The following is a 13,089-nucleotide window of genomic DNA, read 5'->3' as shown; positions in this document are numbered from 1 at the left end:
AGTCGCGATCCGCCAGCCGCGAAGGAAAGATCCCATGACGGAACCGTTGCGTCCCGCCGAGGCGTTCTCCGAGATCGGACGGATCAAGCTCGACGCCACCGACCTGGACGGGGTGCTGGCCCGGATCGGCGCACTGGCCGAGCGGACCATACCCCGTACCGACGAGGTGTCCGTCACCCTCGTCCAGGGTCCCACCCGGCGCACCGCCGCCTTCACCTCGGAGCGGGCCCGGGATCTCGACCTGGTCCAGTACGAACGGGACCGCGGGCCCTGCCTGGACGCATCGGCCAGCGGCGACACCATCCTGGTGCCCGCGACCGCGGCCGAGGAACGCTGGCCCGGATGGGCGGAGCAGGCGTACGACGACGAGGCGGTCGACCTGGCCAGGACCTTCGCCGCCTACGCCGCCGTCGCGGTCGCCAACGCCCACCTGTACGACAGCACCGCCGCGCTGGCCGAGCAGATGCGCGCGGCCATGGCGAACCGGGCCGTGATCGAGCAGGCCAAGGGCATCATCATGGGCGAGCGCCGGTGTAGCCCGGACGAGGCGTTCGCACTGCTGTCGAAGGTTTCCCAGGATTCCAACCGCAAGGTCCGGGACGTCGCCGCCGCGTTGGTCGCGCAGGCCACCGGCCGACCGCCGGGTTGAGCGGTCACCGCTGGTGAACGGTCACTTCGGGGGCCGGTTCACCGCCCGTTCCACCAGCGCCTCGGCCACCTCGCGTACCTTACGGTTCGAATCCTGCGACACCTTGGCGAGAATCGCGAACGCCTCGTCGGCGGTGCATCGTCGGTCGCCCATGATGATGCCCTTGGCCTGCTCGATGACCGCCCGGCTCTCCATCGCGGCGCGCATCTGCTCGGCCAGCGTCGCGGTGCTCTCGTACAGGTGGGCGTTCGCCAGGGCGATCGCGGCGTAACCCGCGAACTGCCGGGCCACCGCCGCCGCGTCGTCGAAGGCACCCCGGGCGGTCCCGTAGAAGTTGAGCGCTCCGACCAGCGCCTCCTGGATGGGCAGCCCGACCGAGAGCGAACTGGCGGCGCCCGCGGCGTGGGCCCGGCTGGCCCACTCGGGCCAGCGACTCTCGATCTCCATGTCGGCCACCACCATGATGGCGCCCGTGGTGGCGGCGTCCATGCAGGGGCCACGGCCCTGCTCGTACTGCCATTCGTCGAGTTTGAGCGCCAGATCGCCGGTGTACGCGGCGGTGTACGCCTCGACCCCCCGGATCAGGGTCACTGACACCTCGTCCGTACCGGGAATGGCCTGTTTCGCCACCCCGGCGATCCGGGTCAGCACGGCGTTCAGGTCGGTTTCACCGTGCCTGATCGCCCCGATTCGAAGAAAGGCTTCGGTGAGATCGAAGGGTTCCTGCTGCATCGGGTCTGTCGTCCTTGGGCAAGCGGTGCTCCTGCGGTCTCCGCAAGGAGCGCGACGGCGCGTGACTGCGGTCCGCCCACGCGAACCGTTCCACGGGACCGACGACCGGTCCCGTAGAGGCGCCGCTGCTTGACGCCCGTTCCCGCCATCCGGGCGGACGGCGGAACAGATCCACCATTTTACGTCGCACCAGACTGTCCGAACCGCCCGCCCCGACGTGGATACCGACAGTGGTTATCCAGGCCCTGAACCCGGCGACGGGGAACCGGCCTCCCGCCACAGCGCCGCGGTCCGGCCGCGTACCGCCGCCAACCGGCGGGCCGCCCGATGGTGCCGCTCCGCCAACACGGTGCCCAGATAGACCTCGGGGTGTACGCCGGGCGGCGGTGCCGGCCGGGTGACGCTCGCGACCTCCGCCGCCAGTTGGGTGCCGAGCCGGGCCCGGGCGGGTCCCCGGAGCTGACGGGTCCGATCCAGGAAGTGCCGGCAGGCCAGCGCGAGGTCGTCGTCCAGACCGGCCAGGTCGAGGGTGGATGCCCAGCCGACGAGTCCGGGCAGCATCATCGGATACCTCGCCCGGCCGCCCGCCGTCCGGTCGTGAATGACCTGGGTGCCGGCGGCGTGGTCCCCGAGCCGCTTCGCCCGGGGGCTGACCGCCGTCGTCCAGATGCTGGCCAACCAGGTCAGTGGGGGCGCCACCAGCCCCGGCCACTCGACGGCCGCGCCGACCAGACCGCGCGTGGCGGCCTGCCGGAACCGGATCGGCCCGCCGTCGTCCCGCACCACCCGCAGACCGATGGCCAACTTGCCCAGGGTGCGGCCACCGACCAGCGACTCCATGGCGACGGGATAGCCGACGACGACCAGGACGACCACCACGAGCATCACAGCCGAGTAGACGGAACCGTCCAGGGTGAGCAGGCCGAGCAGCTCCAGCAACCCGAGCACGACCGGCACGGCGGTGGCCAGGGCCAGGAAGAGCAGGATCTGGACGACCAGGTCGACCAGCCGGGCCAGCACCCGCGAGCCGAGCTGAGCCACCGGCAGGTCGAGCCGGACCGCGTCGCCGGTGACGAACCGGACGTTGCCGCCGCCGTCCGGGGCGGGCCACCCCGAGGCGGGGGAGGCCGGGCGGCCGGTCGGTTGCGGCGGGACGGTCGCGGAGGTCACCGCGACAGTGTGGCGGACCGGTACGCTCTGCGGGACCCGCCGCGCGGGTCGGGATCCGCCGGACGGTGCCGCTGGCGGTCGTGGAGCGCTGGGAGGGCCCCGCCGTGGACGTGGACGCGTTCGCCGCCGAGCACTGGTCGGAATGGCAGCGCCTGCGCTTCCTGCTCGGTCGGCCACGGCGCAAGCTGACCGCGCCCGAGGTGGACGAGTTGGTCCTGCTGTACCGCCGGGCCGCGACGCACCTGTCGATGGTGCAGAGTCGATCGCCCGATCCGGAGCTGACCACCATGCTCACCCGGCTGGTCCTGCGGGCGCGGGCCGCCGTGACACCGTCCCCGGGATTCCGGTGGGCCAGCGTCGGCCGGTTCTTCACCGTCGCGTTCCCCGGCGAGGTCTACCGGGCCGGGCGGTGGTGCCTGAGCACCGGCCTGGCGTTCGTGGCGCTCAGCGTGGTGCTGGTCCTCGTGGTGGCGGGCGACCCGGAGGTGCCGCTGCGGTTCATGTCCCAGGCCGACATCGACTCGCTGGTCAACCACGACTTCGAGGCGTACTACAGCAGCGCGCCGCCGCAGAACTTCGGCTTCGCGGTGTGGACGAACAACGCCTGGGTCTCGGCGGTCTGCCTCGCGGCCGGGGTGATCGTGCTGCCGACGCTGTACATGCTCTGGGAGAACGCCCTGAACGTCGGAATCGTCGGCGGGGTGATGGTCGGGCACGGGCGCACCGAACTGTTCCTCAGCCTGCTGCTCGTGCACGGTCTGCTGGAGTTGACCTGTGTCTTCGTGGCCGCCGGGGTGGGGCTACGGATCGGCTGGTCGTGGATCGCCCCCGGTCCGCTGCGCAGCCGGGCCCAGGCGGTGGGCTCGGCCGGCCGGTCCGGGTTGGTGGTCGCCCTCGGGCTGGTGCCGGTGCTGCTGGTCAGCGGCATCATCGAGGCGTTCGTCACCCCGTCGGCGCTGCCGCCCGGGGTGAAGCTCGGGCTCGGCACCGTGGTCTGGCTGGTCTTCCTGGGCTACGTGGTGGTGCTCGGCTCCGCCGCGCACCGTTCCGGCCGCACCGCCGACCTGGACATCATGGACCGCGAGGCGTACGCGCCCACGGCGTAGGGACGTAAGGAAGGGCACCTTGTTATCGCATTTCGGATAGGAAGGGCCCCTTTTTGACGCCTGGGGCCTCGGGTTCAGAGCCGGCCGGTGGCCTTGAGGGCCAGATACCGGTCCGCCACCGCCGAGGCGAAGGTGTCCAGCGGCGCCTCGACCACCGACACGCCGTACCGGGACAGCACCCGGCGCACCCGGTCCACCTCGTCCAGGGCCCGTTCCGCCGCCGCCGCCGTGTAGAGCCGGGCGAGGTCGCCACGCTCGGCCGCCAGGGCCGGTACGGCGGGGTCAGTCACCGCCGCCACCAGGACGGTGTGCTTCGCGACCAGTTGCGGCAGCACCGGCAGCAGTCCCTCACCGAGCGCCCCCGGATCCAGGGTGGTGAACACGACCACCAGGGCCCGCTTGCGCTCGGCGCCCAGCACCTCGGCGGCGAGCCGGCCGAAGTCGGTCTCCACCAGCGCGGGTTGCAGCGCGGCCAGGGCCCGGGTCAACCTGGGCAGCGCGGTCCGGGACTGGGCGCCGGCAGCGGTCAACCGGACCTGGCTGTCCACCGCGAGCACGTCGACCCGGTCGCCCGCGTGCGAGGCGAGCACCGCGAGCAGCAGCGCCGCGTCGATCGCCGCGTCCAACCGGGGCTCACCCGGCGGATCGGGCCGGTCCGCGGTCGGCGCGGTCGCCACCCGGCCGGCGCTGGTCCGGCCGGTGTCCAGCACGCAGAGGATGCGCCGGTCGCGCTCCGGCCGCCAGGTTTTCACCAGTACGTGCCCGGAGCGGGCCGTTCCCCGCCAGTCGATCGACCGGACGTCGTCCCCGGTGACGTACTCACGCAGCGAGTCGAACTCGGTGCCCTGGCCACGGCCCCGGGTGACCATCTGACCGTCGATGACCCGCAGCCGGGACAGCTTCTCCGGCAGGAACCGCCGGGCGGTGAACGGCGGCAGCGCGGTCAGCACCCAGGGTGGGGTCAGCGCGTTCGCCCGCCGGTGCGAGGTCTGCCGGAACGCGAGCGCCAGCGGCCCGTACGACCGGATGGTGACCCGGGCGGCCGGCCGGTCCCCGCGCCGGGTCGGCGTCAGCCGGGTGGTCAGCTCGGTCGACTCGCCGGGCTCCAGCCGCACCGGGTGCGCGTACGGCTCACCGGCGCCGGCGGACGGCACCCAGGCGTCCCGCACCAGCCCGTGCAGCGTCCGCAGCGAGGTGTTGGTGACCGTCAGCCGCACCTCGGCGGTCTCGCCGAGCCGCACCTGCCGGTCACCCGAGCGGACCAGCCCGACCTCACCGGCGGGCGCCGCGAACAGCAGGTCCAGCACGGTGAGCAGCAGCACCAGGCCGGCCACACCGGCGAGCGCCAGCCACATCCCGCGCGCGTCCAGCAGCACTGCCCCGACCGCCAGGGCCGCGCCGCCGAGCACGGCGAGCAGCGCCGGCACCCGCCAGGTCAGCATGGCCGCCGGGTCACCGGGGTGCCGGGACGGTGCGCAGCAGGGACTCCAGCACCGCGTCGGCGGTCGCCCCCTCCAGCTCCGCGTCGTGGCGTACCCGGATCCGGTGTCGCAGCGCCGGCCGGGCCACCCCCTTGACGTCGTCCGGGGTGACGTAGCCGCGCCCGTTGAGCCAGGCCGCCGCCTTGGCCGCCCCGAGCAGCGCGGTCGCGCCCCGCGGCGAGGCGCCCAGTTCGAGCGACGGCGCGGTACGGGTGGCCCGGCAGAGGTCCACCATGTACGCCAGCACGACATCGGCCACCTGCACCCGACGTACCGCCTCGCGGGCGGCGGCCAGGTCGGCGGCGGTGGCGACCTGGCGCACCCCGGCGGCGGCCAGGTCCCGCGGGTTGAAGCCGTGGTGGTGCGCCCGCAGCACGCCGAACTCCTCGTCGCGGTTGGGCAGCGGGACGGTCAGTTTGAACAGGAACCGGTCGAGCTGCGCCTCGGGCAGCGGGTACGTCCCCTCGTACTCGATCGGGTTCTGGGTGGCGGCGACCAGGAACGGCTCCGGCAGTGGGCGCGCGGCGCCCTCCACCGAGACCTGCCGCTCCTCCATCGCCTCCAGCAGCGCGGCCTGGGTCTTCGGCGGCGTCCGGTTGATCTCGTCGGCCAGCAGGAGGTTGGTGAAGACCGGGCCCTCCCGGAACTCGAAGCTGGTGCTGCGCGCGTTGAAGACCAGCGAGCCGGTCACGTCCCCGGGCATCAGGTCCGGGGTGAACTGCAGGCGCTTCGACTCCAGCGACAGCGCCGCCGCCAGGGTCCGGACCAGCAGCGTCTTGGCCACCCCGGGTACGCCTTCGAGCAGCACGTGCCCCTGACAGAGCAGGGCGACCAGCAGCCCGCTGACCGTGCCGTCCTGACCCACCACGGCCTTTGCCACCTCGGCGCGTAGCCGGCCGAGTGCCTGCCGGGCCGAGTTCTCGGCGTCATCCGTCATGGTCGGGTACGACTGCGGTGCGCCGCCGGCACCGGCCGGGATGGCGGTTTCTGTCACGACCTTCCTCCAGGGTTGTCGGTGCGGGGTGGGAGTCGCAGTACGGCGTCGACCAGGGCGTCCAATCGGGCCACCGCCACGGTCAGCTCCTCGTTGGTGGCCGGTGCCGGCCCGTACAGGATGGAATCGACCTCGTTCGTCGACAGCCCGGTCCGGGTCGCCACCGCGACCACGAGCCGGGTCCGGTCATCGGCGGTGCCGCCCACCGGCTGGCCGGGGCCGCTCATCGGCTGTCCGGGTCGGCCGGGGGCGCCGGCGGTCGGATCGGGACCACCGGCCCGGTCCAGGGGGGCGGGACCGGCCCGGTCCAGGGTGGCGGGACCGGCCCGGTCCGGATCGACCGCGCGGACCAGCCGGCGCAGCGCCGCGGCGCGCAGCGCGGCCAGGGCCGCCTCGCGGGACCGGGCGCGCTGGTAGAGCCGCCCCCGGCCGGTGACCGCCTCGGTGGCCGGGACCAGCACCGGCAGCGGCTCGGGTACCGGTGGACCCAGCCGGCGGGCCCGGACCACCGCGATCAGCCCGGCCAGCACGAGCAGCAGCGACAGCCCCGCCCACAACGGTGGCGGCAGCGCCGTCCACAGCGGATTGTCGGCCGCCGGGGACCGGCTGGGCTGCCGGTAGTGCGGGCGCGGCGGCCGGGCGCCCGATCCGGACGACTCCCGGTGGTGCAGGTCGAGCCAGACGAGCCGCGGATACCGGCTGAGCAGTCCGGTGGCGAGCGTCAGGTTGCCGGCCTCGGCCAGCCGGCCGTTGCGGAACGGGTCGGTGGCGCCGACCCCGATCAGCTCACCGCCGTCGGTGGCCACGCCCACCAGCCCGCCGCCGTAGCAGCTGAACCGGGCGTCCTCGACGTGGTACCGGGACCGCTGCACCGCAGCCGGCCCGGCGGCCACCGCCGTCGGCTCCGTACAGCCGGGCTCGACGACCCGGCTGGCCCACCGGGGCTGGCTGGGCAGCAGCCCACTGAGCAGCGCCACCCGCGCGCCGGGCCGGACGAGCACCACCCGGTACGGCCTGTCCGATTCGACGACCTCGAACAGGAAGCGCAGGTCCATCAGATCGGGCGCGGGGACGAAGAGCGTCACCGGGCCGTCGGCGCTGGCCAGCGCGCTCCGCGCCGCGGCCGAACCGCTGACCCGGTCCACCGTGACACCCCGCTCGACCAGTTCGTCCGCGAGCTGGCTGGAGCCGTCGGAGCCGGTGCCGGTGGGCGAGAGGGTGCCCGGCTCGCCGAAGTCCGGCTGCTGCGCGGCGTGCGCCGCGAAGGTGACCAGGTAGAGCAGCGCCAACACCCCGAACGGGATGGCGGCCCGGTGCCACCGGCGGCGGCGCGCGGCTCCCGGGGCTGGAGCACCCGAACCGGTCGGGCCGGTCGAACCGGCTGGGCCGGTCGAACCGGCTGGGCCGAGCGGGCCGGCCGGGCCATTCGGCCCGGCTGGATCGGCAGCCGGTGGCGGCGGGCTGGCCGGCGGGTGTCCGACCGGCGGGTGTCCGACCGGCGGGTGTCCGGAAGGTGCGGCGGTCATGGGGCGGTCACCTCCGCCGGGCGCGGGGTCACCGGATCGTCGCCGAGGATCGCGCGGACCCGTTCCGCGAGGGCACGCATCGCGCGGTCGTCGTCGGCCGTCGCCGGGCGCAGGCCGTACCAGATTTCGGAGAACAGGCCGGACGCGGTGGCCAGCGGCGCGGCGACCGGCGGCAGGGCCTGCCCGGCGAACCGGGCCAGCTCGGTGACCGTCCAGCCCGGCACGGCGGCCAGCACGCCGCGTTCGACGAGTTCCCGGACCATCGCGCGGAACCGTTCCCGGACCGCCTCGGCAAACCGCCCCTCGGCGGCCAACTGGTCGGCACTCAGTTCCAGCACGCTGGCCGGCAGATCGGGAAGCTGATCCTCGGGAAACTCGGCCGGTAGGTTCGGTGCCGGCCGCCGTCGGCGCCACGGCCACCGCCAGCGCCACCGCAACCGAGGCAGCCTGAGCCGGAAGCGCGGGCCCCGGACCCGCACCTGCCGGGCCGCCCCGTCACCCGGTCCCCGACCGCGCCACCAGTGGGTCGGCAGCCAGGCCGGCCACCAGTACCACAGGGCGGCGACCAGCGCGGTCGCCAGCAGGGCAAGCAGCATCAGCACCGGTACGCCCCCCGGCAGCGGGTCGCCGATCGCCGCGACGAACTCGTCCCACCACCGGCTCATCGCGGCACCGCCGGCAGGTCGGGCAGGGCCGGCCGGATCGCGGCGGTGCCGGCCGGGTCGGGCAGGGCCGGCCGGATCGCGGCAGTGCCGGCCGGATCGGGCAGGGCCGGCCGGGTCGCGGCATCGCCGGCCGGATCGGGTAGCCCTCGGTGGGTCATCGCGGCACCGTCAGGGCCGGCTCGCAGGAGACCCGCCGGCTGAGTGACCGGCGCAGGCTCAGGTCCAATCCCTCGGTACGCATCCGGATGTCCAGCCACAGCACCGCGTCCAGGCAGGCCAGTGCCGGGTACGCCAGGGTGTTGACCATGAGCCAGGCCAGTCCGGTCACCAGATGGTCCCGGGCTGCGGTGCCGGTGTCGATGAGCAGGCCCAGCACGCCCCACCCGGCGACGCCGGTGGCCAGCCGGATGAACAGCCAGGACGTGTAGCCGAGCAACCGGATCCAACCCACCCGAAGGCCACGGCGCACCGACAGCCGGATCGAGCGCAGCAGTGCGGCGCCCACGCCGGACCGCTCCACGACCAGCACCGGCATGGCCAGCCCGAGCAGTAGACATCCCACCAGCCCACCCAGCACGGTGGCCCCGGCGAGCACGCCCAGCAGGGCGACGAGCGCCGTGAGCAGCGCCGCGCGGAGCCACGGCACCGGGCGCGCCGGTGCGGCGGCGCCGAGCAGTGCCCGGGGGACCGCCGAGGAGGCGTACGCGCCGAGCACGGTGATACTGACGATCTCGGTGCCGAAGCCGACGAGCAGCAACAGGGCGTACGCGCCCCAGCGATCCTCGGCCGGGAAAACCAGGTACGTGACGTCGGCCCGCTGGCGCAGTGGGAAGAGCGCCGCCTGCTCCAGCAGGGCGAGCAGGAAACCCGCCCCAAGCAGCAAGGGTGCCCGGGTACGCAGCAGAGTGGTCGCGGCGTCGAGCAGTTCGCCCACGGTCATCGGGCGTAACGGCAGGGCGCCCGACGGAGCTGGTTGGCGCAAGCGTCCCCCGGTGGCGAGCGTGTGGGCGGCCCTATGGTGGCACGTCGCCGCCCGCGCCGCGACCCCGCAGCCCCGCCCCACCCACCCGAAAGATCACCACTGCCCCACCCACCCGGAAGATCGACGTAGAAGACCGACGCTGCCCCCGCCCGCCCCGAAGATCGACGCTGCCCCCGCCCGCCCGGAAGGTCGACGCTGCCCCGCCCGCCCGGAAGGTCGACGCTGCCCCCGCCCGCCCCGAAGATCAACACAATTGCGGCAAAACAGGGGGGTTGGTGGCCCGGTGACCCCCCAATGTCGCCGCACTTGTGTTGATCTTCGAAGGTCAGGCGCGGGACCCGCGCCTGGGAGTCCGGGAGTCCGGGAGTCGGGGGGTGAGGGGCGAGGGGTGTGGGGGGTGTGGGGTCAGAGGGCGCGGGTGCTGTCGCGGACGATCAGTGGGGTGGACAGTTCGAGCCGGTCGCTGCCGAGTTCCTCGCCGTCGACCAGGCTGAGCAGCATTCTCGTCGCCATGCCGGCCATCTCGGTGAGCGGCTGACGGATGGTGGTCAGCGGCGGGATGGACCAACGGGCCACATCCAGGTCGTCGAACCCGACGATGCTGACATCGTGCGGGACACGCAGCCCCCGCTCGTACAGCGCCTCGTAGGCACCGAGTGCCATCTCGTCGGCGCAGGCGAAGATGGCGGTGGGTGGCCGGCTCAGTTCGAGCAGGGCGTTGGTCTCGCGGTATCCCGACGGTGCGGTGAAGTCACCGCTGCGGACGTACCCGGGCGGGATCCGGCGGCCGGCGGCGTTCATGGCGGCGCGGTAGCCGTCCACCCGGGCCCGGCTGCACGGCACGGCGGCGGGCCCGCTGATGACCGCGATCTGGCTGTGCCCGAGCCCGAGCAGGTGTTCGGTGGCCGCGACGCCGCCGGCCCAGTTGGTGGCGCCGACCGACGGGATGCCGGGTCGGGGTTGCCCGGCGGGGTCGATGATGACGACCGGGATGCCCAGGTCGTCGAGCTGACCCTGCTGGCTGTCGGACAGCTCGGACAGCACCAGGAGGACGCCGTCGCACCGGCGGGAGGACAACTGCTCGATCCAGCGCCGGTCGGGGCGGTTGCGGTTCCGGCCGTGTACGGCGGAGACCACCACCGCCATGCCGGACTGGTAGGCGTACTCCTCGACCCCGTCGATGATCTGCATGGCCCACGGGCTGCCCAGGTCCCGAAGTACCAGATCGATCAGGTCCGCGCTGCCGCCGTTGGTGCGGTTGTTCCGCCGGGCCGTGCGGCGGGCCGTGTACCCGCGCCGGTCGAGCAGATCCTGCACCTTCTGTCGGGTGTCCGGAGCGACGTCGGGGCGCCCGTTCAGAACCTTTGAAACGGTGGGTATGGAAACCCCGGCAGCGACGGCGATGTCCGCCAGCGTCGCCCGTTCGTGTCGCATCCCGGCTCCTCGCCATGCTTGTGCCCGATGGCAGCATAGCCCGAAACTTTCGGAAGCTTGCGGACTGGCACGCCCGGCGACTACTGAATCGTCAGACGTCTCTTGACCCCACTTGGCGGGGCCGCCTAGGCTGCAAGTGGTCGAAATTTTCTCGAAAGTATCGACTGCCGGCTTCGGCCGGTTCCGTCCGGGCGACGAGGGCACTGAGTGATCGACCAGGCGCCGACGCCTGCGGGCGGTTTCTGACCTTCACCGTCCCTGCCGAGGAGCGTTCGATGCCCAGTGAGGTCGGTGCGCTGCCAACGACCACCCGGTTGATCAAAAACCCGGTGCTGCCGGGCTTCCATCCGGACCCCTCGATCCTGCGGGTGAGGGACGACTACTACCTGGCGACCTCGACCTTCGAGTGGTACCCAGGGGTACGGCTGCACCACTCCCGTGACCTGGTCAACTGGCGTCCGCTCGGCGGCATCCTGACCGAGCGGCGCCTGCTGGATCTGGCCGGCGCGAACGACTCGGGCGGGATCTGGGCGCCCTGCCTGTCGTACGCCGACGGCCGGTTCTACCTGGTCTTCACCGACGTCGGGAGCTTCGCCAGCGGCTACTGGGATCCGCAGAACTACGTGACCACCGCGCCGGCGATCACCGGTCCCTGGTCGGATCCGGTGCCCACGCACGCGCACGGCTTCGACCCGTCGCTCTTCCACGACGAGGACGGCAGCACCTGGCTGCTGGCCATGCGCGCCGACTGGCGTCCGGGCCGGGACCGCTTCGCCGGCATCGAGATCCAGCGGTACGACCTGGCTGCCGGACGGACGGTCGGCGAACCGCGAATGATCTTCCAGGGCACCGCGGCCGGGGTCACCGAGGGCCCGCACCTGTACCGCCGCGACGGTTGGTACTACCTGCTCACCGCCGAGGGCGGGACGAGCTGGGAGCACCAGGCGACCGTCGCCCGCTCACGGGAGCTGTTCGGCCCGTACCAGCCGGATCCGGCGGGGCCGCTGATCAGCTCGTACGGTCGGCCCGAGCTGACGTTGCAGAAGGCCGGACACGGCAGCCTCGTCAGCACCCCCGGCGGTCAGTGGTATCTCGCGCACCTGACCGCCCGGCCGTACGCCCCGTCCGGGCGCTGCGTGCTGGGTCGGGAGACGGCGTTGCAACCGGTCGAGTGGACCACCGACGGCTGGCCCAGGATCAGCGACGCGGCCCCGGCCGACGTCGTACCGGCCCCCGACCTGCCGCCCGCACCGGTCCCGGTCGAACCGGCGACCGACGACTTCACCGAACCGGCGCTCGGGCCCAACTGGTCCACCCTGCGCAGGCCGGCCACCCCGGACTGGGTCGACCTCACGGTCCGGCCGTCCCACCTGCGGATCTACGGTGGTCAGTCGCCCGTCGGCCGGCACCGGCCGAGTCTGGTCGCGCGCCGGGTCACCGATCAGCGGTTCCTGCTCGCCACCGAGATGGAGTTCCGGCCGACCACCTATCGACAGCTCGCCGGGGTGACTGGGTACTACAACACCCGTAACTGGCACTACGCCTACGTCACCGTGGACGACGACGGTGAGCGGGTGCTGCAGGTGCTCAGCTGCGACTCCGGCCGCCGGACGGCGTACCCGGAACTGACGGTGCCACTGGGCGACCGGACCCGGCTGCGGCTCCGGGTCGCCTTCGACGGCCCGGCGCTGAACTTCGGGTACGACCTCGGTAGCGGCTGGCGGGACATCCCGGTGACCCTGGACGCGACGATCCTGTCCGACGAGCACGCCGCGCGGTCCGTGGCCGGCGAGCCGACCAGTTGGGGCTTCACCGGCGCGTTCGCCGGGTTGTGGGTACAGGACATCGGCGCCGACGGCGGTTACGCCGACTTCGACTCGGTCACCTGCCTATCCGGAGCCTGACCCAGCCCCACCGCCACCGGCCTCGACCGCCGGTCACCGGCCGCCGGCCTTGACTGCTGGCCGCCGGTCACCGGCCTTCGCCGCCGGTCAGCGGCCCTGGCTGCTGGTCACCGGTCACCGGCCGCTGGCTTTGCGGATCTTGGAATCCTGTCACCCCTCCGGCGGTAGCAGAATTCCAAGATCTGCCCGGTTCGCCCCCCGCCATGCGGGGGGCGAACCGTATGGCGGGTGCGGGTGCGGGTGCGGGTGCGGGTGGGAGTGGGGGTGGGGTGCGGGGGTGGCGGGGGTGGGGGTGCGGGGTGGGTGGGTGGGGCGGAAAAGGGGCAGGCCCGGGGGGGGGTGGGGGGGGGGGTGGGAGCCCCCACCCACCCCCACACCCCCCCCCGCAAGAAAGACACCACCCCCAGGATACGCCTTTTCACTCGCCCGCGGAGCCAGTTGTCCAT

The 13,089-nt window shown here is 73.3% G+C and carries 12 protein-coding genes; 3 read left to right on the top strand and 9 right to left on the bottom strand.

From position 1 onward, the window contains the following. The first annotated feature begins 34 nt into the window (after positions 1–34). Complete coding sequence (locus ACXN5W_RS27450; protein ID WP_473161286.1) at positions 35–649, top strand: ANTAR domain-containing protein; 615 nt, start codon at positions 35–37, stop codon at positions 647–649. A 21-nt stretch (positions 650–670) separates the two neighbouring features. On the opposite strand, the gene ACXN5W_RS27445 is transcribed toward ACXN5W_RS27450, so the two are convergent. Together ACXN5W_RS27445 and ACXN5W_RS27440 are read right to left on the bottom strand one after the other, a co-directional pair. Continuing rightward, positions 671–1,381 (bottom strand): GAF and ANTAR domain-containing protein, encoded by a 711-nt coding sequence (locus ACXN5W_RS27445; protein ID WP_473161285.1) that lies wholly within the window; start codon positions 1,379–1,381, stop codon positions 671–673. A 234-nt stretch (positions 1,382–1,615) separates the two neighbouring features. After that, on the bottom strand, positions 1,616–2,551 hold the full coding sequence (locus tag ACXN5W_RS27440; protein ID WP_473161284.1) for an RDD family protein: 936 nt from the start codon (positions 2,549–2,551) through the stop codon (positions 1,616–1,618). A gap of 65 nt (positions 2,552–2,616) precedes the next feature. Here ACXN5W_RS27440 and ACXN5W_RS27435 point away from each other — a divergent pair, with 65 nt between their 5' ends. Continuing rightward, entirely contained in the window at positions 2,617–3,657 is a 1,041-nt protein-coding gene (locus tag ACXN5W_RS27435; RefSeq protein ID WP_473161283.1) for a stage II sporulation protein M, read from the top strand. A gap of 74 nt (positions 3,658–3,731) precedes the next feature. Here ACXN5W_RS27435 and ACXN5W_RS27430 read toward each other — a convergent pair whose 3' ends face one another. The 7 genes from ACXN5W_RS27430 to ACXN5W_RS27400 form a co-directional block, all read right to left on the bottom strand. Further along, complete coding sequence (locus ACXN5W_RS27430; protein ID WP_473161282.1) at positions 3,732–5,099, bottom strand: DUF58 domain-containing protein; 1,368 nt, start codon at positions 5,097–5,099, stop codon at positions 3,732–3,734. Between the two features lie 10 nt (positions 5,100–5,109). After that, complete coding sequence (locus tag ACXN5W_RS27425) at positions 5,110–6,075, bottom strand: AAA family ATPase (protein ID WP_473161302.1); 966 nt, start codon at positions 6,073–6,075, stop codon at positions 5,110–5,112. Between the two features lie 53 nt (positions 6,076–6,128). After that, on the bottom strand, positions 6,129–7,658 hold the full coding sequence (locus ACXN5W_RS27420) for a DUF4350 domain-containing protein (protein ID WP_473161281.1): 1,530 nt from the start codon (positions 7,656–7,658) through the stop codon (positions 6,129–6,131). After that, positions 7,655–8,323, bottom strand: a complete 669-nt coding sequence (locus tag ACXN5W_RS27415; protein ID WP_473161280.1) for a DUF4129 domain-containing protein — start codon at positions 8,321–8,323, stop codon at positions 7,655–7,657. Before ACXN5W_RS27415 ends, ACXN5W_RS27420 begins: the two co-directional genes overlap by 4 nt. Further along, positions 8,320–8,481 carry a hypothetical protein gene (locus ACXN5W_RS27410; RefSeq protein WP_473161279.1) on the bottom strand — a complete coding sequence of 54 codons (162 nt, stop codon included), beginning with the start codon at positions 8,479–8,481 and terminating at the stop codon, positions 8,320–8,322. Before ACXN5W_RS27410 ends, ACXN5W_RS27415 begins: the two co-directional genes overlap by 4 nt. Next, entirely contained in the window at positions 8,478–9,263 is a 786-nt protein-coding gene (locus ACXN5W_RS27405; RefSeq protein ID WP_473161278.1) for a hypothetical protein, read from the bottom strand. Before ACXN5W_RS27405 ends, ACXN5W_RS27410 begins: the two co-directional genes overlap by 4 nt. Before the next feature lie 447 nt (positions 9,264–9,710). Further along, positions 9,711–10,739 carry a LacI family DNA-binding transcriptional regulator gene (locus tag ACXN5W_RS27400; protein WP_473161277.1) on the bottom strand — a complete coding sequence of 343 codons (1,029 nt, stop codon included), beginning with the start codon at positions 10,737–10,739 and terminating at the stop codon, positions 9,711–9,713. 275 nt (positions 10,740–11,014) lie between these two features. On the opposite strand from ACXN5W_RS27400, the gene ACXN5W_RS27395 reads away from it, so the two are divergent. Next, positions 11,015–12,643: a glycoside hydrolase family 43 protein gene (locus ACXN5W_RS27395; RefSeq protein ID WP_473161276.1), complete on the top strand. Its 1,629-nt coding sequence runs from the start codon at positions 11,015–11,017 to the stop codon at positions 12,641–12,643. Positions 12,644–13,089 lie beyond the last annotated feature (446 nt).

Source organism: Plantactinospora sp. A48 (assembly GCF_055793945.1).
The sequence above is the reverse complement of the archived record's forward strand: the minus strand, read 5'-3'. Positions and strand labels throughout refer to the sequence as shown.